Raw genomic sequence first — 22,288 nt, forward strand, 5'->3', positions numbered from 1 at the left:
TAGGGGTTTTGTCTTTTCTGCAATTTTGAATCATCTTGTTTGAAGCTCATTCAAGTACCCCGTTACACCCCTGACGTCGGCCCGCACCACCGGTATAATCGCCCGTCCAGCTAGCCCGTACATTGAGAATATCCATGTCCCTGACACCTGAAATTGATGCTTTTCTAGGTTGCCGCACTCCCGATGCCTGGATTGAAGCCGCACTCGCAGATCAGGAAACGCTATTGATCGATCATAAGAATTGCGAGTTCAAGGCCGCCAGCACTGCGCTTAGTCTCATTGCTAAGTACAACGGGCACCTTGAATTGATCCATATGATGTCGCGCCTAGCGCGCGAGGAGCTGGTGCATCATGAGCAGGTGCTGCGAATCATGAAATGTCGTGGGGTAGCGTTGCGGCCAGTGTCTGCCGGGCGTTACGCCTCAGGGCTGCGTCGTGCCGTCAGGGCCCACGAGCCGGCCAAATTGGTAGACACTTTGGTGGTAGGGGCCTTTATCGAGGCTCGCAGTTGCGAGCGTTTTGCGGCTTTGGTCCCGCATTTGGATGAAGAACTTGCTACCTTCTACCACGGACTCTTGAAAAGCGAGGCACGGCATTACCAGGGGTACTTGAAACTCGCTTATCAATACGGCGAGCGCTCAGACATCGCAAGGGTGATCGAGAAGGTGAGAGAAGTGGAAGCCGATCTGATCAGTTCATCGGATCAGGAAATGCGTTTCCACAGTGGCGTGCCAATGGTCAGGGCCGCTTGATCACTCAAACGGCCCGGTAATTGATTTAGTAGCGGCGGCCCAGCAGCAAACCCACAACCAGACCGAAACCGGCTGAGACAGCTACCGTCTGCCATGGATGGCCACCGATATACTCCTGGGTGGCTTCGACAGCAGGTTGGGCCTTACCGCGCAGATTGCTCGCGGCATCGCGAGCCTCACGCAGCTTGTTGCTGATCTGCCCGCGCAGGGTTTCGGCTTCTTCACCCACCAGTGTCGCGCTTTGGCTGAGCAACTTTTCAGATTCCTCGATCAGCGATTGCAGATCGCTGAAGACCTGGTCCTTGATCTGATCGGTGTCGACTTGTGCAGTGGATTTCCTGGCCATGAATACGTCCTCGTTGAGTGGGAATACAGCAATGGATACCGCTGGGTAAGGAAAGTTGCAACCGACTCCCGCTCTCCTGGATCTCCCGTGTAGAATGCCGGCCTCGTTTTCAGGCAGAAGGACCATCGGCATGAGTTTCAATTTGGCCAACATGAGCTTCGTCGAGCGCGCTCAAATCGAGGCTGAGAAATCCAGGCTTTTCGACTTCTGGCAAGGCAACCTCGGCAAGGCCAAAGGCGAGGCCGCCAGGCTTATTTCGGAGAAATCCCGACGCAAAGGCAAATGGTCCGAGTGGGCCAGAGCAGAGTTGGATGCCTTGAGTCCTGTGGAATACGGGAGTCTGGTACGCCTTGAGGTGAACAAGATGATGGCTGCGGCTGGGAATAACCGCTGATTGCGTTTTCAGGGATGGCGCGGCGCGTGAGCTAGCGCCTACCCCTTCCAGACGCTAGATAGCGCATGCAGGACTCACTCACATGCCATCGCTACCGGCCATATCCAAGCGTCCTTTTTCTTCAAAACGCACGACGCCCAGTGGTCCGGTTGCCAGCTTTCCTCGCAATCGGTAAGGCATCCCCTCTAGCGATGCTGTCCGGCTCATGCCATAGGCCTGGCGCAATATCGCCAGCGCGCTTACGCTCATAGGCACTGTAAAGACCTGTTCGCCATACCCTTCGATATGTCCGTGCTGGCTGCTGACGCCCGAGGCGAACGGTTGGCCATTGATGCTCAAGTCCAAGGCTAACCCTTTGAAGTCCAAAGCTTCCTGATTCGGATTTTGCGCTCGGAGTTTGACCTCCATGCGTAGCTCCAAATCCTCTCCAGGCAATGGCCCGATGCCAATGACGGTGACCATCAATGAGTCTCGTGGCGCAAGCACGGAACAGGCGCTCAGCGCAGACACTAGGACTAGAGCCATCAGCAACCGCATGGAAAAAGAAAAATGCGTTGGTACAGGCATACACGAGATCCCAAGCAATGTGCGGTAAGCCCAAGCCGTCGCTGGGGCTGTGTCGGGCAAGGCCGCTCCCTGTCCATGCGCACTTGCATCAGTCTGGGGTGACGGCCCGCCAGATTCCTCGGCCCGATAGACGCTCCCGGTCGTGTGGGGCATTGAAATCCTGCTGTGGGCCCTTAGGCACGATTCCGTTCGGGTTGATGGTTGTGTGGCTCAAGTAGTAGTGCTTTTGAATATGCTCCCTGTTTACGGTCGAAGCGATGCCGGGCCATTGATACAGTTCACGTAGCCAATTTGACAAGTTTGGATAATCGCAGACACGGCGCAGGTTGCATTTGAAATGCCCATGATACACAGCATCGAATCGGATCAAAGTCGTGAACAAGCGCACATCCGCCTCGGTCAGGTATGCCCCTGCCAGGTAGCGGCTGTGTTCCAATCGACCCTCCAGCGCTTGCAGTTCATTGAAGACGCCGTCGAAGGCCAGCTCATAGGCTTTTTGCGTCGTCGCGAAGCCAGCTCGATAAACGCCGTTATTGACGGCTGGGTAAATGCGCGAATTGAGCTCGTCGATCGTGGCACGTAGCGGCTCAGGATAGAGGTCCAGGGTATTGCCGGTTAATTCGTCGAAGGCTGAATTGAACATGCGGATGATGTCCGCCGATTCATTGTTGACGATACACTGGTTTTCGCAGTCCCACAGGACCGGAACCGTCACACGTCCGCTGTAATGAGGGTCGTCTTGGGTATAACGTTCATGGAGGTACTGAAACCCGTCGAGCTTGTCGCCCGACGAGCCTTCATGCTGGTCGAAGGTCCAGCCATGTTCGGCCATCCGCCAACTCACCACAGACACGTCTATCAGCGGGGCCAGGCCCTTCAGTTCGCGCAGGATCAGCGCTCGGTGCGCCCAGGGGCAGGCCAGCGATACGTAGAGGTGGTACCGACCCGATTCGGCTTTGGGCAGCGGATTGCGTCGTTGCGCCTGTTCGCGTTTGAACGCACCATCCTCGTCGCTTTCGTACCATTGGTCATGCCACTGTCCGTCGATCAAAAGGCCCATGCCGTACTCCTCGCAACGTGATGTTTGTCGTTGGAGCCCAGCGGGCTGGCAGTGTTCGAATGGATGAGGCGGACCTTGCTTTTCGTGGGCGCTCGTTATTGAGCGCTATAGCGTGCGTCCCAGTACTGGCGCGCTGTCTCGAAAGCCTGCTCGCGCTCTTTGCCTAGGCCGCGCAATGCCAGGGCCATAGTGGAGACGACCGCCAACTCGCCATAACTGTCCTGCGCTTTGCCTTGCCAGACATCTACAAGGTGTTGGGTTTGCAAGGTTGCGGGCTTCACATGGCGCTGCGCGCTCAGTGCAGGCCACTGCTCGTCCCAAGCCTGACCGTCGGTTGCACCGTACAGATGGCTGAGCACATCCGGGTTGATCTCGATCTCGCCGCCGTCACCTTTGACTACGATGGCATGGTCGCCCAATAGCTGACTGGCCTCACGGTGCACGGCCTGGTAGCCGGGGTGGAAAATGCTTTGCAAGGCGCAGCGAGCGGCCAAGGGATTGAGTACCCGAGCCAGCGAATGGACAGGGGAGCGCAAGCCAAGCACGTTGCGCAGGTCGATCATTCGCTGCAGTTGTGGCGCCCAGTCTTGTAGCGGAAAAAAGGCCAGGGCGTGTCCGTCCAGTGTACTGGCCACCGCCTGCCAGTCGCGACACAAAGGAATGTCCAGCAGGCCGAGCATTTGCTCTGTGTAAAGTCGCCCTGCGGTGTGTGCTCCACCCCCGTGCAGCAGGATACGTATGCCATTAGCGGCCAGACATTTAGCAGCAAGCAGATACCAAGGCAGATGGCGTTTTTTGCCAGCATAGGTCGGCCAATCGAGATCGACCGCAATGGAGGGCGGGTTTAGGTGCTGGCGTAGCGCCTCGGTAAATCCGGCCAGTTCCTCGGCGGTTTCTTCTTTGTGCCTGAGCAGCATGAGAAACGCGCCCAATTGAGCATCTTCTACCTGTTCTTCCAACAGCATGCCCATGGCGGCGCGAGCTTCCGCGCGAGTCAAGCCGCGCGCTCCGCGTTTGCCTTTGCCAAGCGTGCGGACAAATTCAGCGAAAGGGTGTTCGGCAGGTGTTTCCAGGACTAGGGGGCGTGGCTCGGTCATATGCAGTTGGTCGGTTTGGGAAGGCCGGCAAGCTTGGCGGCGAGCTTGGCAGGAGTGCCGTTGAAGAGGCGATTCAGATGAGAGCTATTGCCTTTTTCCGGGCCTAGATGGAGGGCCGCATATTTGACCAAGGGTCGGGTGGCAGGCGATAGCTGGTACTGTTCGTAGAAGGCTCTGAGCAAGGCGAGAATTTGCCAATGATCGGGTGTCAGTTCGATGCCTTCACGCTGCGCCAGCGCCAGCGCCACAGGCTCGGACCACTCGTTCAGGTCGGCGAGGAAACCTTCATCATCCAGGCTTACCAAGCGTCCGCAGATATCCAGCGCGTTCATAACCAGCTGTTCACCTTGTCGTAATGCAGCGATAGTTCGACGAAGCCTGGGTAGTCGAGCGCTTTGGCGTAGTCCTGAGAAATGGCCCTGGCGTGCAGATCTTCTTGCAATGCGAACAAGCGTCCTTGTAGCTGCGCGGCATGCAACTGCAATGCGGTTTCACTACCTGGGCGTAGCCCATTGACCGCCTCGCCACACAACAGCACAGCGTCTTTAGCGCCAAGCAAACGTAGGCAGCTGTCAAACCGGTCGTCGCTCGAGGGGGAGTGCGCGATTACGTGCAAAGTCGTCATCACAGGGTCACCACGTGGTCGAAACGCCCGAGCAAGGTGCTTAGTTCATCGTCATCGAGCACCTCGACGGCCAGAGCCAGCGTCTGTTCGCAAAGGCCGCGCCTGGTCAGGCTCGAACGACTGGCGAACAGTTGATCGACGCCGAACATGGGCAATGCCTGCAAGTTGGCGCTGAGGTTCTTTTGCTCAAGGTGCATGGGTTGTTGGTCGATCGCCAGCTGCAAGACACCGTCATCGAGAAACAGCATGCCCAGCTCCAGATCGAACGCCCCCCCTGCCAGGGCGATGTCCAAGGCTTCGCGAGCCGCAGGGCCTCCCCAAGGTCCTTGGCGGCTGATGATCAACATGGATTTGGCCATATTCAATCGCCTCCGAAGCAGATCAGACGATCCGCCAGTTGCGCCGCTTCATGCAGTTGGCCCAAGCCGGACAGCTCCCAAGGTGCTGGCAGGTTCGCCGCAGGTCGTTGGTAGCGTTGCGCTTCTTCCTGATTGAGCACGCCGCGCCGCAGCGCTGCGGCGATACAAACGACTGCGTCGAGCCGATGATTCTGGATGAAGGCACGCCACTGCGTCGCAACATCAATTTCGTCTTGTGGCGCAACGATGTTGGCCGAGGCGCTGTGAACGCCATCCTGGTAGAAGAACAGGCGCGTGATGTCATGCCCGCCCTCGAGCACCGCTTCGGCGAAACGCAGTGCACGACGGGAGGAGGGCGCATGGGCGGGAGAGAAGACCGCGATCGCGAATTTCATGAACGACTCTGACAGAGAACTGCCGCCATGATAGAGCAAAACGCCCCAGGCGGCAGTCTCTGCATCGTTGCTGCGGCTCAGGGTTGGCGAGTGCCTTCGGGCAGAAACCAGTTGAGCAGCAAGGCGCAGATCCCGCCAGTGGCCACGCCCGATTCCAACACGGCGCGTACGGCGCTTGGCATATGCGCAAGGAACTCCGGCACTTGGGCGACTCCCAATCCCAGGGCCAGGGACACGGCGATGATGAGCAGCGCCCTACGATCGAGCGTCGTGCTGGCCAGGATATTGATGCCCGATGCCGCTACCGCGCCGAACATCACCATGGCCGCTCCACCCAACACGGGTTCAGGCACGGCCTGGATGACACCCGCCACGCTAGGGAATAGCCCCAACAGCACCAGCATGGCAGCGATCCAGATGCCGATATGGCGGCTGGCAATGCCGGTCAGCTGAATGACACCGTTGTTCTGAGCAAAGATCGAGCTGGGGAAGGTATTGAACATGCCTGCCAGCAACGAATTGGCACCGTTGACCAATACCCCGCCTTTGATTCGCTGCATCCACAACGGGCCTTCCACCGGTTGCTGCGACACCTTGCTCGTGGCAGTCACATCGCCGATGGCTTCCAGGGAAGTCACCAAGTAGATGACCAGCATGGGAATGAACAATGCCCAGGAAAATCCCAGCCCAAAGTGGAGGGGAGTTGGTACCTGAAACAGCGCCGCCTCGTGCATGCCGGTGAAATCGAGCCTTCCTAGGTAACCGGCCAACGCATAGCCGGCCATCAATGCAATCACGATTGCGCAACTACGCATCCAGACTACGGGAATGCGATTGAGCAGCACGATGATTGCGAGTACTGCCCCCGACAGCAGCAGGTTTTCGCGATTGGCGAAGGTACCGTCGGCCATTGCCGAAAAGCCTCCACCCATGCTGATCAAGCCGACCTTGATCAGGGTGAGGCCGATCATCAGTACGACAATCCCGGTTACAAGAGGGGTAATCAGACGTTTGACGAAGGGCAAGGTCCGCGAAATGCCCATCTCGATGAACGAGCCGGCGATCACCACGCCAAAAATGGCCGCCATCACCGTTTCCACAGGCGTACCTTGCTTGACCATCAACGATCCGCCGGCGATCAGTGGGCCGACGAAGTTGAAGCTGGTCCCCTGCACGATCAGCAGCCCTGCGCCGAACGGGCCGAAGCGTCGACATTGCACGAAGGTGGCGATGCCGGAGATGACCAGTGACATGGACACGATCAGGTTGGTATCGCGCGATGACACACCGAGCGCCTGGCAGATCAACAGCCCAGGTGTGACGATGGGTACGATGATGGCCAGCAGGTGCTGGAGGGCTGCAAGAATACCGATCCAAGGCCGAGGTTTGTCGTCAAGCCCGAGGATTAGATCGTGGGTAGGCGCAGGCGCGCCGGTACCTTGCTCGTGCGAACTCATGTAAGGCTGCCCCAGGGAAAAGGAGCGCATTCTACGGCCCTGGTGGGCGTTGGGGTAGGGGGGGTGGGCTGAGCGTGTGCCGCTTGTTGAAGAAGGCAGGCGATGCTGATCGACAGGCAAAGAAAAGCCCGCTGAAGCGGGCTTTGTATGGCATGTCAGCGATAGGGCATCAATCGTCACGGCCCATCAGGCCGAACAGTTGCAGCAAGCTGACGAAGAGGTTGTAGATCGATACGTACAGGCTGATTGTCGCCATGATGTAGTTGCGCTCGCCACCGTGGATGATCGCACTGGTCTGGAACAAGATGCAGACCGACGAGAACAGCACGAAGCCGGCGCTGATCGCTAGCTGCAAGCCACTGATCTGGAAGAAGAAACTGGCAACTACCGCGCCTAGAAGGACGAAGAAACCTGCGGTGATGAAGCCGCTGAGGAAGCTCATGTCCTTGCGGCTGATCAGCACATAGGCCGACAGGCCACCGAACACCAGCGCCGTCATGGCGAAAGCCGAGCTTACGACTTCGGCACCGCCAGCCATACCCAGATAACGGTTGAGGATCGGGCCAAGGATGAAGCCCATGAAACCGGTCAGGGCAAAGGTTGAAACCAGGCCCCATACCGAATCGCGCAGCTTGGCGGTCAAGAAGAACAAGCCGTAGAAGCCGATCAGCACCACGAACACGTTCGGGTAGCCGACGCGCATCTGCTGGGCGATGAAGGCCATGACGCCACTGAAGGCGAGGGTAAGTGCCAATAGGCCATAAGTGTTGCGCAGGACTTTGCTGACCTCCTGCTGCTCGATCTGCTGACCGTCCCGGACGGCGTAATCCTGTTCGCGCATGGCGACACTCCTGTGGGTATTGAAACATGTAGTCGCAAGAGCATATCAGAGCCCTGGGAAAGCGCGACATAGAGAGTTTGACAGTGTGTGTCATTGAGGTATGATGGCGCCCGCAAAACAGCTGGAAGCGTGGCCGAGTGGTTTAAGGCAACGGTCTTGAAAACCGTCGATGGGCAACTATCCTAGGGTTCGAATCCCTACGCTTCCGCCACGTTCAAACCCCCGTCGAATCGGGGGTTTTTGCGTTTTTGGGGCGCGCAAAATTCCTGAGTGATCGGACCTAGTACAGCGTCTATTTTGGAAGCGCTTCCGATACTTTTCCTATTTGGTGGGTTTTGCCAGCGCTCCGACCCTTCGGTAAACGCGTTCTGTGATATCGCCCTTGGTGTGTCCCAATAGCATGCTGGCGTGCTCGACATCGGTGATCTCCGATGCTGCCTTCGGGCGAATGTCGCGAAACTGGAACTGGCTGATGCGGCCGGCAAGCACTTGGTCTCCTGCTGCAGTTGCTGCTTTCACTGCCTCCCCCCGCGCATCGTCCCAGCGATGCCGGAGCATCGCAGCAGTGACGCGCTTCCCCGACTCGGTCAGCAGCAGGTAAGGTGACGAGTGCGCGTGATGCCGTTCCTGCATTGTTCGGATAAGCGCTCCAAGACTGCTCTCGACGCCATCAACCTCAAGCATGATCCGCAGCTTTTTGTGCGTCTTCTTCTGCTTGACCCCGAGGGCATTACCCTCGATGTCATCCTGTCGCATTACCAGCACATCCGCCGGCCGCTGGCCCGTCAAATACGCCAAGTCCATGGCGTCCTTCAGCTCTCCCACTGCCTTGGCATATACCGCGTTCCAGATGGCTTCGTTCGCGTAGAAATCGCGAGGAGTCTCTCGGTTTTTGCGCACGCCCTGGCATGGATTCTCACGAACCGTAAGGCCCCATTCCCGGGCGATGTTGAAAATGTGCGAAAGCGTAGCGATCTCGCGATTTACTCGCACCGGCGCCGTTCGGGCGTCCCGGTACTTGGCAATGTGGGCAGGTGTGATGCCGTCAATGGGCGCCTGATCGAAGTAGCTGCGAAGCTGCTTAATCTCCGACAGGTTGTCTTTCTGGGTCCGGGGGGCTTTCTTCGGGACTATGTCGCGGATGTAGCGATCGAAGATCGCTCCCATGGTCACTAGGTCTTTGGGCTTCTCCTTCGATTCTAGTTCTGCCCATTTAAGGCGAGCTAGACTCAGGTCGGTCCCCAACGCGACCTCCTTACCTGTCTGGTCGCGGTAGTAGTAACTGACCCAGGTCTTTTCGGGGTTTTTCTTGCTCTTGCTGGTTCGCACGCGCCGATACACACCAGGTGGAAGGTCGCGATTCGCTTTACTCCTCGGGCGCATTTCACCTCACCTTAGAAATGTCAGGCGTCCATACAGGCGTCAGTGGTGGTGGGGGAGCCATAGGCACGACCTCCAGCGTGACACCCAGCTTGACGCGGGCGTATTGGCGACCAACCAAGGGGCGGCCCCCGCGGCTTTCAACGAAGTGCCAACCACGGTCGGTCAGCCACCGGCGCTGCCATCCCCTGGCCTTATAACCGGTGAGCTCGGCCAGCTCATCGTCCGAAAGGATCTCGGTTTGCATAAAAGCGTCTCCACGCCGCCGGTGGCGGCAGGTTGGTGTTCAGGCTGGAATCTTTGCGAGCACCGCGTCGGCGACCTTGAGCGCTTCTTGGGCACCGTTCACGTAGGCAGGATCAAAGCCGCCGGCGTAGTGGATGACGCGCTGGCAGGCATCGAGCTCTTTTCGTGCCAGGCGCAGCGCCTGCACCAGTTCTTCCTGCAGCTTGCCTTCAGCTCGGCCAATGTCCCAAAAGCGCTGGCCCCAGTGGCGGTCGGGTGGCGGGCAGGTGTTTTGCTTGCCCATCGTCATCGCACCTACAGCCAGGTCGCAAACGCCCTCTTTGTAGCTGTTGCTCCCGTCGATGCTGAGGCCCTGACGGCGGAGCGCATCCAGAGCATTGTTCAGGTTTGCCTCTGGCGATGGCAGCACCAGGTCGAAGTCTTTCTTCCCGGGGCGGCAGGCAATGACGAATAGCTGACAACCTGTTGGTATGTGCTGGGCCATGTCGGAAATACAGTCGATGGCCACGTCGCGAAACATTTCTTTAGGCATAGGAAGTCCTCGCCCGCGCGCATCGGCGGGCTGGAGTAGTAGAGAAGGGGTTAGGCGTTCGGGTAGCCGCGGGCGATGCGGTCGGCAATGCTTTCCAGGCGCTCAGCCATGTACCACATGTCGTTGTTGTCGCGGCGCGACACCACCAGTGATCGAGACAGGTTACGGCCTGCCAGAATGGCAACTGCCAGACGAATCAAGCCCGTCTCCAGCTTTCTGCGGAGATAGCCTTTGCGCGGGATCACGGCGTTGCCTGCTTGCGGTAACCGGCGTCGACCATGGCTTCAACCGTAGCCCGGATGGCCGCGCTACAAACCAGGCTTTCGTTATACGCCTCGACAGACTTGTTGATCGCTGTGATCGCATTGCGGATGCTGTGAAGGCGCTCATCCGCCGCGATCTGCTCGGGCGTGCGGATGGGGCGGAAGCCGTCCGCCCATGCCAGCAGCTCTTCATTACCGTGAGCTACGGCGGCTGATCCTCTGTTGCGAGGGTGGTGGTGGACGATTCGGCATTTTCGCCAGGCCAGGTTCCCGTTTCCGTCGAGAATCTTGGCTTCGACCTCACTTCCAACTGGCGGAAGCCCGGCGCCATCCCAGCGATCAGGCCGGGGCGTGATGTACTGGATCTGGCCGCGCGTGAAGTTGTACATGGACTTGCCTGCGTCGCTGCCATAGGCGTAGGTGCGATCCTCGGCACCGACCAATGCGTACTGCTCGGGATTGATCCACGCTTCGGTGATGCCGTGATGGGCGACCAGCGCGTGGCCTTCTGCCCATTCGGGCGCTTTGCTCCAGTCGATATGCCTCACAGCTCATACCTCTCATCAATCCAGCGCCCAGGCGCCAGTGCGGGTGTAGGTTCGGGTTGTTGTTCGTGCGGGGAGAGCTGGCGGCCGGGCTCGGCGTGCGCCAGGTGAGCGCTGGCGCCGGTGGCCAGCAGCAGGAGGCAGAGGGCAAGGCGGGTCATGGCTGAGCCTCGGCAGCGTCCGGGATCTCCTCGAACTTATACGTCTTGATGACGCGCTCTTTCACGTCTGTAACCTTGATGAACTTGGCTTCTTTCACCCATGGATAAGCATTTGGCTCTCCGAACTTGCCGCCACCACTCATCTCGCAGAAGGCCAGGGCTCGACCATCAGGCAAGATGAGGGCTTTCACGTCGACCTCGTAATTTCGCCCCCAGCTGTAGTGGCACCATTCGGCAATACCGCTGACATCAACTGCGCCATAGCGAACCTCGTTGATGGCGTCGTCATGCTCGTTTTCTTCGAAGATCACCTCCAGCAGATCGCCCGGCGCTGCGGAGAGGAAGGCATGGTCGACTGCAGCAGACTGGCCGTCGTCATCGGTGAAGGTGTAGTCGTAACCGAAGTCGAGGCCTTTGCGCATGACCAGCAGCATGGCCAGTTGGCTTGCGGTCAGGGTGCTGAGGGATTCGTGGATGTTTTCGTTGAGCACGGGGATTCCTTTGCCGCCATATCGCGGCAGTGAATAGAGGGGAGAGGGGTTGCAGCGGGGCGGGGTTACTGCTTGCGCTCCAGGGCGGCGCGGGCTTCCTCAACGGCGACAGACAAATTACTAAGCCCCTGGCTACGCAGAACGCACACCGCAGCCACAAGTGCGTCATTGTCGATCTCAGTCGTTGCGATCGGCTCTGCGCTGCAAAGGTCACAAGGGCGCCGGCCGGCCATTTCGAGCTTGCAAGGCCCGCAGCGCCAAGCGGTCGAGACCGGCTCTGCGCTGGTGGATAGGGAAAGTCGAATGTCTGACTTCACTCGTTCCACAAGTGGATAGTCAGTCAAGTGATCAAGCTTGCCTACCTCGCCTAGTGCTTCAAGCGAGCGCAGGAGCAGCGCATCCCGCTCGGCCAGCTGGGCGCGCAGGGCGTTGCGCTGGTCCTGGTAACGCATCCCGACGTTTACGGCCTCGGTGTGTTCAATGCGCAGACGCTCAACCTCAGCAGGGTCGGCGACCGTAGCACCTGGATAGCGATCGTCGCGGCTGTTGCTTGCCGTCCTGACGAACAGATGCGCGTTCCATGACTGGGAAATTTGCTCGTAGCGGCGTAGCGCGGCCGGTCTGGCACCAGATCCACAAAAGTGCTCATTCGCTCGGTCGGCGTCATCGAACACGATGATGTGCGGGCACTCGTCCGGTATCGCCAGCGCCACCGGCTCGCCCTGGTGCTGCTGGGCTGGCTGGGCGCCGTTCCAAAGCGCCAGGTTCGGCGCCGTGGCGCCGCAGCTCTCGCACTCCGGGCCACGGGCGCCGTCACCGCGCAGCCAGCCCTCGGGGTCGACCCGGCCGTCGCAGAACGGGCACGGTGCATTCTCTGTATCGCTGGATCGGTTTTCTGTGGGCATGGGATACCTCTGTAGGTCACAAGGCCAGTTCGGTCTGGCTCTCGCGCTGCCAAATTGGGGAACTGGTGTGGGATTCGATGCGATCAGCGATCACGCTGGCGCGCTGGCCGGCGGATGGCGGGGTATACATACCGAACCGGCTGATGCTGCCGCCATTGACCGCAGCATTGGTGCTGTCCGCTGATGCCAGCGGCAGGCTTTGGAAAATCGCGGGGTCAAGCATGCGCAGGCCGTGCAGTCGGCATTGAGGCCGTCCCAGGTCGTCGCAGATGGCATCCATCGCTGATCCCATCCGCTTCCACCACGCTGCGGTGCCGGGAGATCGCCACTGGCCGGAACTGCCCAGGGCGATTGTTCGCCAGACCTTTGCCAGGCGCTGCAGCCGCTCGATCGACTCATGCATGTGCCAGACTGGTACGCCTGGCAGATGGCCGGGCCATTGCTCGAGCAAGCGGTCGTTGGCCTCTTCGTCGCCGTCGATCACGTCGGGGATCAGTGCCCAGTCGAAGCCTGGGTGCCGGTACCACTCATCCACCCAGCGGGTGTATCCATCAACATCGACCTGGCCGCCTTTCTTCCAGACCGTGAACGCGCCGTTGTCGAAGATGAAGGACTGACAGGCCTCGGCGACGATGCCCATGTCATCTTGCCGCGGGAACGGCACCAAGGCGTGCCGGCCGGCCAGCAGCCGCGCTGCATCCTGACGAGTGCCGCCAATGGGCGTGCCGTGGTAATGGATCATCCGCTCAGCCTCACCGTTTCGATCTCGACGCCCTGGTGCACAGCCTTGATCACCTGGTCACCGCCGAAGCGTTCGGCCAGCTGATCGGCGATCTGCTCGTGCCAGCCCTTTTTGATCAGCGCGGTGGCGGTCTTGATGTGCTCGACACGGATCATCGCCAGGCTACGGATTTCCAGGCTGTAGACGATCACCTCGGCATCGCTCGGGCAGACCGCGGTGAATGTGTGGCGATAGATGTTCATGGCGTTCCTCGCCAGGCAGGCGTTATCGTTGAATAGGGGAAGGCGCTGGAGGGCAGCGCGGGGTTCAGCCGTTGCCGAGCAGCAATAGGCCGGTGTCGTCTGGGTCGTCGCCCAGCATCGGATTAAGAGAGCGGAGTTCTCGCTGCATGCGCCACTCGTAGAGTGTCCGCGCCACGGAATCGCTGATTGCGAATTTGTGGCGCGGAGGAAGCGAGAGCAGGGTGAGAGCCTGAATCGGCCCCAGCGCATGGGCGCGTTCGATCAATAGGCGGATTACGAAACTGCGGTCGTTGGCGTTGATCCACTCGCCCATTTCATCGATCTGCTGGACGGTGCCGCGCCTCGCCATCAGTCTGATCTCGGTTCGCTCGGCCTTGATGTGCTGGTCGCTTTCGACCTCAAGTTGAGCACCGGCGGCGAAGAAGGAGAAATTCTCCGGGCCAAGCTTGTGGGCGTGGTAGATCAGCAGGGTAATCGCCTCGCTGCTCTCGACCATTTCACCCCAGGCCATAAGCTCAGCGAGCTGGGCAGTGTGCGCTGCAGTGGCCTTCATGCGCAAATCTCGCTCGCCCAGGCGTTCCTGCTTCTCTCGGCGCTTCAGGTCGCGCTCTTTCGGCGTCATGGCCATGCGGTTGCTCCCTCAGGCCGCTGGGCGGCAAGTTCAGGTGCAGCTGGCGTCGGCGCTGCTGCGTGATTTTTCGGATGGGTCTCAAGGATTGCAGGTCTCGATGGGGATCTTCTTGGTGGATGCCGAGGGCATGATGACCAGAAGACGGTTGTTGCCGCGGTAAACACCCCACGGCTGGCCTGTAGCTCTGGCCATGGCCGCCGCGTATTTCACGGCGGGCACGGGTTGGGACATGGTTGCGATCATGGCTATTCACCTGCGAGCTGGTGAATCGGAGCGAACGGGATGTCGTCATCAAAGCTGTCCGGCGGCGCTGCCTGCTGATTTTGTTGCGGCGACTGGCGCTGCTGTTGGCGCTGCTGCTGAGGCTTTCGGGCTTGCTGACCGCCGCCCTGATTCTCCGGTCGGCCTCCCAGCAACTGCATCGTACCGTTGATGTCGACATGCACCTCGGTGCTGTACCGCTTAATGCCGTCCTTCTCCCATTCGCGCGTCTTGAGCTTGCCCTCGATGTAGCACTGCGAGCCTTTGCGCATGTACTCGCCGGCGATCTCGGCGACCTTGCCGAACAGCACGACCCGGTGCCATTCGGTTTTCTCAACCTTCTGGCCGGTCTGCTTATCGGTCCAGGCCTCGCTGGTGGCCAGGCTCAGGTTGGTGACCGCGTTGCCGTTGGGCAGGTAGCGGGTCTGGGGATCCTGACCGCAGGTGCCTACCAGGATGACTTTGTTTACTCCACGGGGCATGGGGCCTCCTTACTTGATGCGGATCGCGCTCTCGCCGCGCTCCAGGTGAGCCCAGGTCGGTTCGGCGATCAGTTCGTGTTCGCAGTCCTCGCCGGCGTCCATGCGCTTGCGCACAGCGTCGTTGTGCTCGCGGTCAGCCTTGAGCTTGGCGGCGATGGCGTTTTTATCCGGGGCGATCTTGGTCACCACCGAGGTCAGGTCGTCAGGCACCGCCTGCTCGTTGTCGACGATCACCCGCTCTTTGCCGGTAACCAGGCTGATGGTGAAGAGCGGCCGCTTGATCGACTTGATGTTGGCCGCGTCCATGTTCCGGCGCAGGTAATCGGTGATGGCCGTCACGCTGTTCGCCTTGATGCGCTTGAGCTCGGCGAGGCGCTCGATCTCCGCGTCGATCGCAACGATGTCGCCCTCGATGTTCCTACGCAGCATGACGATGTTGTCGGCCTTGACCTCGAACTCGCCTTTGATGCCGGACATGGTGTCCTGAATGGCCTGCTTGAGGCCTTCATCGTCCGTGTCGCACATGGCGGCCAGGTCGGCCATCTGACCGGTGAGCGCGTATAGCTGGGTCATGCTGCAGCCTCCTGTGTCTTGCCTGCTTCGAGGTTTTTCAGCTCAAGCGAGATACGCGCGGCGCCTTTCTCGTCCTTGCGGCCGATAAGCTTGCGCACGGCGTGGTCGTGGATTTTCTTGCGCTCATGCGGCGTTACTGCCTTCTGCATGGTCGTGATGGTGTCGCGGATGAAGTCGAGCCGCTCCTGCTGCTGCCGGTCGATCTCGGCCTGGCGGTCTTCGGCCTGTTCGATGGCCTGCTCGGCTTCCAACTGCTGGCGGTAGTTCACGTCGTCGAACATGCCCAGGAACACGTCGGCGCTGAAGCCCAGCATCGACAGCGCTTTTTTGATGGCATCGGTCAGCGATTTCTTCGGGGCTTCGCCATCGGTGGTCGTGCCGTATTTCGACTTGTAGAGGTACTGGGTGCAGCCGTACTGCTCGATCTCGCCACGCTGGCCGTCGAGCACGAACCAGAACCTGATTTTGATGGTGTGATTCAGCTCGAAGCCCAAACTGACGCGCTTTTCACCCTCGCCGCTGAACATCTCGGCGCCCTTGTCGAAGCGCTCTTCCGCCACATTCCAGCCGAAGCCGATGCCGGCTGGCCCGAATACTTCGGTAGCCTTCATGATCATCGCGGTGCCGTTGAGACTGGTGATCTGCTGGCCGCCGACCTTGGCCTCTTTGGTGAAGCGGGTGTCGGTGGTCTGCACCTGGTCCCAGATGCGCAAGTTGGTGTTGGTCATAACCGGCTCCTGCGGCATCAGGCCGTCAGCTTTTTGATGATGGCTTCGCCAATCTGGTCTTCGATTAGGCTGCGCAGTTCCTCGCTGTTGTATCGAGCGATGAGGTCGTGCACGCGCTGGTGGATCATCGGCTTGAGTTCGTCGAGGGCCGACTGCATATGCTCGAAGCCCTTACTTGCTGCGCGATCCCAGGCATTCGGCGGACTGAACACCGTGGACGAGGAAAGGTTGTTGATGACGCTGATGGCCTTGTCTTTGAGAGTGGCCACCATGCTGCCGTCGAAGTGCTGGTCAACAATCTCTCCAACCAGGTAGTAGGCCGAGTTGCTGATGATGCGCTCGAAGTCCTTTTGAGCGGTCTTAGCGGCAGCTGAGCGGAACGCGTCTGCCACCACCTGGCGCTTCTCGGACTCGCTGAGGTATTCGTCGACGTTGAGGGTAATTTCGGACATGCGAATCTCCCGCGCCATACTTGCGTAGGGGCGCTGATGTGTTCGGTTACTGAGTGATTGAGCCAGCCAGAGCGCTGGCCAGCATGAGGGCGGTACACGCGAAGAGGGTAGAGAAGGAGCCGCGCCAGATGACCAGGCGGCGGGCGCGCTGGTGGCGAGTCATGGGCATGGACTCGGCCTGGCGATGGGCCGGCGCTTCAGCCAATCCGCCTTGATCGGGTAGGGCAGGTCTGCCACCCGCATGCCTACCGGGAAACGCAGAGTGCCGCGGACCTGAGCGGCTTGTGCTTCCTCGACCTGCTCGTCGATTAGCGATTTCACGATTGGAGTAGTCACGCAGCCTCCTTGCGCCCATCAACGATCCTGTTGAGGCGCGTGCAGTAGTGGTTGAATTCTTCGAGGGTGATGCGCTCGTCCATCATCATGTCCGTGATCTGGCGGGTGATGATGAGCGAGTAGCTAACTGGTGTTTCTGGATGGCCCAGGGCTTCCAGCTGCTGGTCGAGCAGCACATGAGGGCTTCTCATTGCGCCTCCTCGGCCTGGGCCAGAACTCCGTCTTTGGCCAGCGGCAGAAGCAGGGTATGGGCGATCTCGCGCAGCATCGAATCGGCGTTCGGTACCGCCATCAGTTCGTGCGCCGCAGCGTTGGCGTCGCTACCGATCTTGAAGTGCGCGGCCAGCACCAGCCGGCCCAGCACCGACTTGCTCACGCCTTTCATGCCGAGCTGGCCCATGGCGAACTCGTCCACGGCCTCGGCGAAGCGCTCTTGCGTTACGCCCTGCTGGGGGCGCATGCGGCGCTGGAACAGGTAGTCCGCACCGCGCATCAGCTGGTCGATGCCTTCCTCGATCCAGTGGCGCTCTGCGCGTTCCTGCGGCGTTTCACTCACCTCAGGAGGCAACTGGTTTTCGTACTGCCATTGTGCTGCTTGAAGTGCGGACATGGTCGCCTCCAGGTGGTGGTGAGTTACTCGGTGGGTGGGGAAGGGAGGGGCTGCCAGTGGGTGACAGCATGCTCAGGCCGTCCATGCACTCGGAAAGCGCGGATATCGGCGTCGTAGAAGCCAATGCGAACGCCCCAGCCGCGCCCGTGCCTGCACTTCATGTCAGTGAGCGAGCAGTTGCCCATTAAGAAAACGAGAACGTCGCCGCTGTCGTGTCCTTGCTCGCCTGGCAATTGATCCTCAACGCGAAGCCAGCCGCTCATGACTTCACCCGGGCGGCGAGCATGGCGTCGGCCAGCGCATAGGAGGATTCCGCAATCTTCTGCGCGACCGACCGATCGTCACGCGGGTCGACATAGTCAGGGTTGATGAGGCCGGTATCAGCGCTGGTGGCGGTCGCCTGCGCTGATGCAAAGCCAGCCGCGAAGTAATCGCGCAGCGTCATACCGAATGCGGTTCCGTGACCGCCGTACTCGCTCGCCGGCGTAGGAAACGCAAAAGTGTCCTTGTTGCTCATCGTTTTGGCCTCGGTGGACAACCGCATTGGCCAGGAGCCAGGCGCGGGCGACCAAACCCACCGCGAAAGGTGGCCTGGCGCCCGCCAATGCGGTCGAAGTGAAGGGAAGGGGATGCGGAGTGTATCGGGGTGAAAGCTCAGCGGAATCGAACCGCTATCTGCGTCGGACTTTCTCGGCCTGGTGATCAGGCAGGCCACGGCCAGGTAGGCTTGGGCAGCTACTCCCTCGACTTCTGGCCCCGCGCGCAGATGCCTCCTGCGAACTTTCACTCCGATGCACCCTGCGATGGGGAGCAGGGCATCGGGCCGTCTTTCCGGCTGTCAGGGAATTAGTGCCTGTTTTTGCAGGGACAGGCTCCCTGTTTCCTCGCTTTCCACAGTCGAGGGAAAACCATATGCTCCGATCTCCACAGTCGAGATAAGGAACATCGGTATGCCGGACTACATGGTTAGGGTTGAGATATTCAAGGCGGACAGTGAGGAGTACTCGGATTTACACAAGGCGCTGGCAGCTATAGGACTGAAAAGAACTGTTCCAGGCCAAGATGGCCCGCTAAAGATGCCGCCGGGCACGTATTATGGGTTCAGCACCCTTGGAACCCACGAACTGAGGGAGAGAGTGAAGACGATCGCCACCCCATTTTCATATCCTTCTGACCCTTCAGTATTTGTTGCTCAGTCCAGCGACTGGTCAGCGTGGCTTCGCCCAGCTTGATCAGCCTTTCCGCCTGAGCAGCCTACAGCCTGCTTGCCTTTAGGCATCTCGCTAACCCAGTAAGCCAAGTGATTCGAAGCGATGGCGAAAGCCTCATCGAAGCTAACTTTCTCGTCGGTCGATATCTCCTGAACGATCTGGCGAAACCGTTCAATCTGCTGTTCGTTCATATGCTTTACCTGCTCTCCGCGTGGCCCTGGAATAGGGCCACCTGGAGAGCATCCGGCCCACGCTCGGCGGGCCGGTAATCTCTTTCTCGGGGGATCTTCAATCCCGACAGCCAACCGCGATGTAGCCATGCAATGGCATCCCACCCGTCAGCACTCTTTGATCTAGGGCCATCTACGCTGCTGGCCACGGGGTGAGGCTTCCCCTGTACCGAACTTGAGGTGTTCGGCTCGCTACCTTGAATCTGGGCCGGTGTCGATCCGGCAAAGTGTGTCGCTAAAGAGCGGTCGGCTTGAGGGCCTCCCGAGGGGCTGTGTGGACGCCTCGGCATGGACGAAATATGCACCAGTGCAAATGCACTGTCAATGCACTGGTGCATAAATATTTTGAGGAATTCTCCTACCCGGCATGTTCACGTTTCAGGAGGTCTAGGTTATGCTCGCTGCTTAACTGGATGGATATACAGTAAGGAGGTGTTATGGCCAGGCAGAAGAAACAGGCTACTCAGGAGCGACAGGCGTTGAATGGGGTAGAGCGGCTGGGGCTGAGGATCTCATCAATGATCAACCATCCAACTGCGCAGCAGCAGCGATGGGTGACCGTCCATCGCTTGGACAGCGACGGTGATGCAGAGTGGGGAGAGGTAATGGGGATGCTTGGCGATACGGATGGCATCAGCCTGACGATTTTGGATGATGGGGGCGTAATGATTGAGTGGGAGAAACCGACCGATGAGGATCGTCAGCTTGAAGCGGGGGAAGTTGATGCAGTCGATAATATGAAAGGATGAAGTATTGATGCCCTTTCACAAATTGTGAAGAGGCGTCAGCCCTTAGAGTTTGGCGAATCTTCGCTTAGCTTCTTGAGTGCCGCTGCTTTCGCTTTACGCTCTTCAGAGCGCCTAGTCACAATTGCTTCGTAATCTTGGACTTTAGCCAAGTCTCTATAAATTTTAAAGGAGATGACTGTTGCAAAGACAGCTATGAATCCTGTAGCCCTTAGGGCCCAAAGGTTTGCGTTAAAAGAAATCTTAAGAGTAGCTGCGTAAAATCCGATTGCCACGCCAGTAGTTGATAACAGGAAAAAGAATAGATAATAGAAGAGGGCCGATCTTTGGGTGTTCACGGCCTCGTCCAGCCTGCGCTGCTCTTCCCTACTAAGTCCCTTGACTTTTTTTATCTCGCCATATTTGCTAATAGCCTGAGCTATTAGAGCAATGGGAGCTACAACGATCGCTATCAGTACCATCGGCACTAGTTGTTTGGCAGGGTCAATAAAGTCATTTAAAAGACCTAAAGCGTATCCTCCTGTCAGGCACAGGAAAAGCAGGACCCAAACCCGTGCTTTTTTATTTTGTGCCTGTACTGCCATTTATGGAGCCTCTATGTTTGTGTCTATTTCTGATGAGCTAATTTTTTTCAAAAGCCAATCATGCATTTCGTGGAATAGTACGCTTTCATCTACTAGTCCTGAATCGGTGAATTTAACACTAATCCCTCCAGAAAGCTTTAGCTCATCACCACTAATTCTACCACCACCTTGAAGATTTATTACTACATCCGATTCCGGTAGATGCCTTAAGCTTGTTGCCACGGAGTCAATCACTTTCTGGCCAATCTTTGTAGTCTTGCGCAGGTAAGTTATTTCGAGTGCTACATGTATATTAGCATCATCAAGAGACTCTTCCAGCTTTAGGTCCTCCAAAAAACCATCCGGCAATGCTGCGCGTAGCATCGAAGCGCCTAGTCCCTGAGGAACAAACCTTACCTTGCTGGCGTGAACCTCATCTTGATCTACGTTCTCATATTGTATCTCTGTCATTGAGGACGGATCGTTCGATGCGTCTTTCGTCAGAGGCGCGCCCAGCTTTATACTTTTTACAGGTTTAGACATGAGCTTTTGATACACAGATTCTGCAGGCTTGTCCTTAAGAACAAACATAGCGTTATCTGGAATGTTTTTTGTGCACGTTCCAAGCAGCCATGACAAATGAGCCTCTAGCTCTCTTGTGCGAAGGCTTGAAGATTGAAGTACAACGGTATGATTTCCGTACACTCCAAAGTAAAGTATAGAATCAACAAACTCCTTGCGCTTCCTTACCTTTTCGCTATCTGAATTTTTCTTTGTGGATTTAGGCTTTTCCTCACCTTCTTTCTTTTTTTCAGGGATTTGTTCTGATGCAAGCGCGTCAATTGAATAAAACTCTGCCTCATCATCGACAGTGATGAATGGCTGTTGCTTGCCGGACTCGAGAACAACCAACTGACAGAATGTCATGCCTCGATAATCCGATGTGCGGTTTATGAATACAACAGTTCCGTCATCGCCATTTATCTGCTGCTGTCTGTTATTCGGCTTACCAGCAATGGATTCTTTGGATAGCGTCTTGCGCAAAGCTTCTTGAAGAACTACTTCTCCAGTGATGAAGCAGTTCTTATAATGTATGGTCTTGGTTTTGCTTGAGGACTTCATTACTTCTCCCTGTATTTGCTCGCATCACCTACCCACTTCCAATTAGCGATGTGGAAATGATGAAAGTCTTATGGCTATAATTTTTTAGCATTCCAAGCTAATAAGACCTTTGCATGGAATGTCAAATCCTCAGCTCTAGCCTCAGCGTCTTTATGGTTGGGGTTGTCCGAGATAAGCCAGAAGTGCTCCGCATCCTTTATTTGAACACGCTTAATAAACAGGTGCTCATGCCAAGTCAGGACATAGATGCCATCGCCAACATAGTCGTTAACGCCTCTATCGACGATCAAGGGATCCTTATCATTGATCGTCCCCTCCATCGACTGACCCCAGCCGGTGATCATCGCTAGAGAGTGGGGTGAAGTGTACGTCACGCCCTTTTCACGCAAAACATCCTCACGAATGATCAGGTTGCGGATCACCTCGTTGTAGTCAGCCGGCACCTGGCCATGGCCCATCGCTGCGCGTACGTCGTACTGGGGTATCAAAATCTCTTCCTGCGTGGGGCGCAGGTTGGCATAGCTCGCCGGAATGTATTGGCCGTCTGATTCAGGCTGATCAGCGTCAACAGCCGCAGCTAGCATTGCCTCGCGCGCCCTCTCAGAAAGATTCATCCCGGCTTTCGATGCAAGCATCTGCTTGACAACCTCGGCAGCGGAGGAAGCTGGCTTCGAATCCGCGATCGCTACAGCAGATGCCTCAAGAGGCGCATAGCCCCGCAGCTGGTCCGTGCTGACCCGAAAATATTCCGCCAGCGGCCGTACCTGCTTGTCGGTCGGCTCCTTGATCCCCTTGGGCCCGCTGGGCTTCAAAATCCTGGAGATGGTGGACTGACCCACGCCCGTACGGGTGGACAGTTCCACCTGCGAGACGCCGCCGGCCGACATGAGCTGAGCCAGAATTTTATCGATAGATTTATGCATAGGTGCAATGCTGCCGTCCG

General features: G+C 58.1%; 37 protein-coding genes and 1 tRNA gene. 4 read left to right on the forward strand and 34 right to left on the reverse strand.

Annotated elements, in window-relative coordinates; all coding sequences use genetic code 11:
* Window positions 1-134 precede the first annotated feature (134 nt).
* Window positions 135-752 carry a tRNA-(ms[2]io[6]A)-hydroxylase gene (locus B4M43_RS12030; RefSeq protein WP_296267343.1) on the forward strand — a complete coding sequence of 206 codons (618 nt, stop codon included), beginning with the start codon at window positions 135-137 and terminating at the stop codon, window positions 750-752.
* A 25-nt stretch (window positions 753-777) separates the two neighbouring features.
* On the opposite strand, the gene B4M43_RS12035 is transcribed toward B4M43_RS12030, so the two are convergent.
* On the reverse strand, window positions 778-1,098 hold the full coding sequence (locus B4M43_RS12035) for a DUF883 family protein (protein ID WP_414707849.1): 321 nt from the start codon (window positions 1,096-1,098) through the stop codon (window positions 778-780).
* 130 nt (window positions 1,099-1,228) lie between these two features.
* Between B4M43_RS12035 and B4M43_RS12040 the strand changes: the two genes are divergently transcribed.
* Window positions 1,229-1,492, forward strand: a complete 264-nt coding sequence (locus tag B4M43_RS12040) for a hypothetical protein (RefSeq protein ID WP_296267347.1) — start codon at window positions 1,229-1,231, stop codon at window positions 1,490-1,492.
* 78 nt (window positions 1,493-1,570) lie between these two features.
* Here the strand turns inward: B4M43_RS12040 and B4M43_RS12045 are convergent, their stop codons facing one another.
* The 9 genes from B4M43_RS12045 to B4M43_RS12085 form a co-directional block, all read right to left on the reverse strand.
* Window positions 1,571-2,029 (reverse strand): LEA type 2 family protein, encoded by a 459-nt coding sequence (locus tag B4M43_RS12045; protein ID WP_296268385.1) that lies wholly within the window; start codon window positions 2,027-2,029, stop codon window positions 1,571-1,573.
* A gap of 118 nt (window positions 2,030-2,147) precedes the next feature.
* On the reverse strand, window positions 2,148-3,119 hold the full coding sequence (locus tag B4M43_RS12050; protein WP_296267348.1) for a glutathione S-transferase family protein: 972 nt from the start codon (window positions 3,117-3,119) through the stop codon (window positions 2,148-2,150).
* 95 nt (window positions 3,120-3,214) lie between these two features.
* On the reverse strand, window positions 3,215-4,216 hold the full coding sequence (locus B4M43_RS12055) for a glycosyl transferase family protein (protein WP_296267351.1): 1,002 nt from the start codon (window positions 4,214-4,216) through the stop codon (window positions 3,215-3,217).
* On the reverse strand, window positions 4,213-4,548 hold the full coding sequence (locus tag B4M43_RS12060) for a TusE/DsrC/DsvC family sulfur relay protein (protein ID WP_296267353.1): 336 nt from the start codon (window positions 4,546-4,548) through the stop codon (window positions 4,213-4,215). Before B4M43_RS12060 ends, B4M43_RS12055 begins: the two co-directional genes overlap by 4 nt.
* Window positions 4,545-4,841, reverse strand: a complete 297-nt coding sequence (gene tusB / locus B4M43_RS12065; protein ID WP_296267355.1) for a sulfurtransferase complex subunit TusB — start codon at window positions 4,839-4,841, stop codon at window positions 4,545-4,547. The genes B4M43_RS12060 and tusB overlap by 4 nt, the downstream gene beginning before the upstream one ends.
* Entirely contained in the window at window positions 4,841-5,200 is a 360-nt protein-coding gene (gene tusC / locus B4M43_RS12070) for a sulfurtransferase complex subunit TusC (RefSeq protein ID WP_296267357.1), read from the reverse strand. The genes tusB and tusC overlap by 1 nt, the downstream gene beginning before the upstream one ends.
* A 2-nt stretch (window positions 5,201-5,202) precedes the next feature.
* The gene (tusD, locus tag B4M43_RS12075; RefSeq protein WP_296267359.1) at window positions 5,203-5,595 is read right to left on the reverse strand and encodes a sulfurtransferase complex subunit TusD; all 393 of its coding nucleotides are present in this window, start codon (window positions 5,593-5,595) and stop codon (window positions 5,203-5,205) included.
* A gap of 77 nt (window positions 5,596-5,672) precedes the next feature.
* Window positions 5,673-7,052, reverse strand: coding sequence for a nucleobase:cation symporter-2 family protein (locus B4M43_RS12080; protein WP_296268386.1), 1,380 nt, complete (start codon window positions 7,050-7,052; stop codon window positions 5,673-5,675).
* 169 nt (window positions 7,053-7,221) lie between these two features.
* The gene (locus tag B4M43_RS12085) at window positions 7,222-7,893 is read right to left on the reverse strand and encodes a Bax inhibitor-1/YccA family protein (protein WP_296267361.1); all 672 of its coding nucleotides are present in this window, start codon (window positions 7,891-7,893) and stop codon (window positions 7,222-7,224) included.
* Window positions 7,894-8,016: 123 nt separating this feature from the next.
* Between B4M43_RS12085 and B4M43_RS12090 the strand changes: the two genes are divergently transcribed.
* Window positions 8,017-8,104: transfer RNA gene (locus B4M43_RS12090), tRNA-Ser, on the forward strand.
* 110 nt (window positions 8,105-8,214) lie between these two features.
* Here the strand turns inward: B4M43_RS12090 and B4M43_RS12095 are convergent.
* From B4M43_RS12095 to B4M43_RS12190, 21 genes are all read right to left on the reverse strand, one after another.
* Window positions 8,215-9,276, reverse strand: coding sequence for a tyrosine-type recombinase/integrase (locus tag B4M43_RS12095; RefSeq protein ID WP_296267363.1), 1,062 nt, complete (start codon window positions 9,274-9,276; stop codon window positions 8,215-8,217).
* A 1-nt stretch (window position 9,277) separates the two neighbouring features.
* The gene (locus B4M43_RS12100; protein WP_296267366.1) at window positions 9,278-9,520 is read right to left on the reverse strand and encodes a DUF4224 domain-containing protein; all 243 of its coding nucleotides are present in this window, start codon (window positions 9,518-9,520) and stop codon (window positions 9,278-9,280) included.
* Window positions 9,521-9,559: 39 nt separating this feature from the next.
* Window positions 9,560-10,051 carry a hypothetical protein gene (locus B4M43_RS12105; RefSeq protein WP_296267368.1) on the reverse strand — a complete coding sequence of 164 codons (492 nt, stop codon included), beginning with the start codon at window positions 10,049-10,051 and terminating at the stop codon, window positions 9,560-9,562.
* Between the two features lie 50 nt (window positions 10,052-10,101).
* Entirely contained in the window at window positions 10,102-10,296 is a 195-nt protein-coding gene (locus tag B4M43_RS12110) for a hypothetical protein (protein WP_296267370.1), read from the reverse strand.
* Window positions 10,293-10,862, reverse strand: a complete 570-nt coding sequence (locus tag B4M43_RS12115) for a hypothetical protein (protein WP_296267372.1) — start codon at window positions 10,860-10,862, stop codon at window positions 10,293-10,295. Before B4M43_RS12115 ends, B4M43_RS12110 begins: the two co-directional genes overlap by 4 nt.
* A gap of 154 nt (window positions 10,863-11,016) precedes the next feature.
* Window positions 11,017-11,511 (reverse strand): hypothetical protein, encoded by a 495-nt coding sequence (locus B4M43_RS12120; protein ID WP_296267374.1) that lies wholly within the window; start codon window positions 11,509-11,511, stop codon window positions 11,017-11,019.
* Between the two features lie 65 nt (window positions 11,512-11,576).
* Window positions 11,577-12,416, reverse strand: coding sequence for a hypothetical protein (locus B4M43_RS12125; protein WP_296267377.1), 840 nt, complete (start codon window positions 12,414-12,416; stop codon window positions 11,577-11,579).
* Between the two features lie 16 nt (window positions 12,417-12,432).
* Window positions 12,433-13,158 (reverse strand): hypothetical protein, encoded by a 726-nt coding sequence (locus B4M43_RS12130; protein WP_296267379.1) that lies wholly within the window; start codon window positions 13,156-13,158, stop codon window positions 12,433-12,435.
* A complete protein-coding gene (locus B4M43_RS12135; protein WP_047595572.1) occupies window positions 13,155-13,400 on the reverse strand; it encodes a hypothetical protein in 246 nt (81 codons plus the stop codon). The genes B4M43_RS12130 and B4M43_RS12135 overlap by 4 nt, the downstream gene beginning before the upstream one ends.
* Before the next feature lie 64 nt (window positions 13,401-13,464).
* On the reverse strand, window positions 13,465-14,028 hold the full coding sequence (locus B4M43_RS12140) for a hypothetical protein (protein WP_296267384.1): 564 nt from the start codon (window positions 14,026-14,028) through the stop codon (window positions 13,465-13,467).
* Between the two features lie 81 nt (window positions 14,029-14,109).
* Window positions 14,110-14,274 carry a hypothetical protein gene (locus B4M43_RS12145; protein WP_296267386.1) on the reverse strand — a complete coding sequence of 55 codons (165 nt, stop codon included), beginning with the start codon at window positions 14,272-14,274 and terminating at the stop codon, window positions 14,110-14,112.
* 2 nt (window positions 14,275-14,276) lie between these two features.
* Window positions 14,277-14,774 (reverse strand): single-stranded DNA-binding protein, encoded by a 498-nt coding sequence (locus tag B4M43_RS12150; protein ID WP_296267388.1) that lies wholly within the window; start codon window positions 14,772-14,774, stop codon window positions 14,277-14,279.
* A gap of 9 nt (window positions 14,775-14,783) precedes the next feature.
* The gene (locus B4M43_RS12155) at window positions 14,784-15,347 is read right to left on the reverse strand and encodes a siphovirus Gp157 family protein (protein ID WP_296267390.1); all 564 of its coding nucleotides are present in this window, start codon (window positions 15,345-15,347) and stop codon (window positions 14,784-14,786) included.
* The gene (locus B4M43_RS12160; protein WP_296267391.1) at window positions 15,344-16,075 is read right to left on the reverse strand and encodes a hypothetical protein; all 732 of its coding nucleotides are present in this window, start codon (window positions 16,073-16,075) and stop codon (window positions 15,344-15,346) included. The genes B4M43_RS12155 and B4M43_RS12160 overlap by 4 nt, the downstream gene beginning before the upstream one ends.
* A 17-nt stretch (window positions 16,076-16,092) precedes the next feature.
* A complete protein-coding gene (locus B4M43_RS12165) occupies window positions 16,093-16,527 on the reverse strand; it encodes a hypothetical protein (RefSeq protein ID WP_296267393.1) in 435 nt (144 codons plus the stop codon).
* A gap of 159 nt (window positions 16,528-16,686) precedes the next feature.
* Window positions 16,687-16,863: a hypothetical protein gene (locus tag B4M43_RS12170; protein ID WP_296267395.1), complete on the reverse strand. Its 177-nt coding sequence runs from the start codon at window positions 16,861-16,863 to the stop codon at window positions 16,687-16,689.
* Window positions 16,860-17,054 (reverse strand): hypothetical protein, encoded by a 195-nt coding sequence (locus tag B4M43_RS12175; RefSeq protein WP_296267397.1) that lies wholly within the window; start codon window positions 17,052-17,054, stop codon window positions 16,860-16,862. The genes B4M43_RS12170 and B4M43_RS12175 overlap by 4 nt, the downstream gene beginning before the upstream one ends.
* The gene (locus B4M43_RS12180; protein WP_296267399.1) at window positions 17,051-17,473 is read right to left on the reverse strand and encodes a hypothetical protein; all 423 of its coding nucleotides are present in this window, start codon (window positions 17,471-17,473) and stop codon (window positions 17,051-17,053) included. Before B4M43_RS12180 ends, B4M43_RS12175 begins: the two co-directional genes overlap by 4 nt.
* A gap of 23 nt (window positions 17,474-17,496) precedes the next feature.
* Window positions 17,497-17,736, reverse strand: coding sequence for a DUF551 domain-containing protein (locus B4M43_RS21140; protein WP_414707836.1), 240 nt, complete (start codon window positions 17,734-17,736; stop codon window positions 17,497-17,499).
* Window positions 17,733-17,990, reverse strand: a complete 258-nt coding sequence (locus tag B4M43_RS12185; RefSeq protein WP_296267400.1) for a hypothetical protein — start codon at window positions 17,988-17,990, stop codon at window positions 17,733-17,735. Before B4M43_RS12185 ends, B4M43_RS21140 begins: the two co-directional genes overlap by 4 nt.
* Before the next feature lie 675 nt (window positions 17,991-18,665).
* The gene (locus B4M43_RS12190) at window positions 18,666-18,875 is read right to left on the reverse strand and encodes a hypothetical protein (RefSeq protein WP_296267401.1); all 210 of its coding nucleotides are present in this window, start codon (window positions 18,873-18,875) and stop codon (window positions 18,666-18,668) included.
* A 476-nt stretch (window positions 18,876-19,351) separates the two neighbouring features.
* Between B4M43_RS12190 and B4M43_RS12195 the strand changes: the two genes are divergently transcribed.
* The gene (locus B4M43_RS12195) at window positions 19,352-19,663 is read left to right on the forward strand and encodes a DUF1654 domain-containing protein (protein WP_296267403.1); all 312 of its coding nucleotides are present in this window, start codon (window positions 19,352-19,354) and stop codon (window positions 19,661-19,663) included.
* A 35-nt stretch (window positions 19,664-19,698) separates the two neighbouring features.
* Here the strand turns inward: B4M43_RS12195 and B4M43_RS12200 are convergent, their stop codons facing one another.
* The 3 genes from B4M43_RS12200 to B4M43_RS12210 form a co-directional block, all read right to left on the reverse strand.
* Window positions 19,699-20,244 (reverse strand): hypothetical protein, encoded by a 546-nt coding sequence (locus B4M43_RS12200; protein WP_296267405.1) that lies wholly within the window; start codon window positions 20,242-20,244, stop codon window positions 19,699-19,701.
* Window positions 20,245-21,345, reverse strand: coding sequence for a hypothetical protein (locus B4M43_RS12205; RefSeq protein ID WP_296267407.1), 1,101 nt, complete (start codon window positions 21,343-21,345; stop codon window positions 20,245-20,247).
* A 74-nt stretch (window positions 21,346-21,419) separates the two neighbouring features.
* Window positions 21,420-22,268 (reverse strand): XRE family transcriptional regulator, encoded by an 849-nt coding sequence (locus B4M43_RS12210; RefSeq protein WP_296267409.1) that lies wholly within the window; start codon window positions 22,266-22,268, stop codon window positions 21,420-21,422.
* Between the last annotated feature and the right edge of the window lie 20 nt (window positions 22,269-22,288).

Origin of the sequence: Pseudomonas sp. UBA6562, from assembly GCF_002434265.1 — a bacterium.
GTDB lineage: Bacteria > Pseudomonadota > Gammaproteobacteria > Pseudomonadales > Pseudomonadaceae > Aquipseudomonas.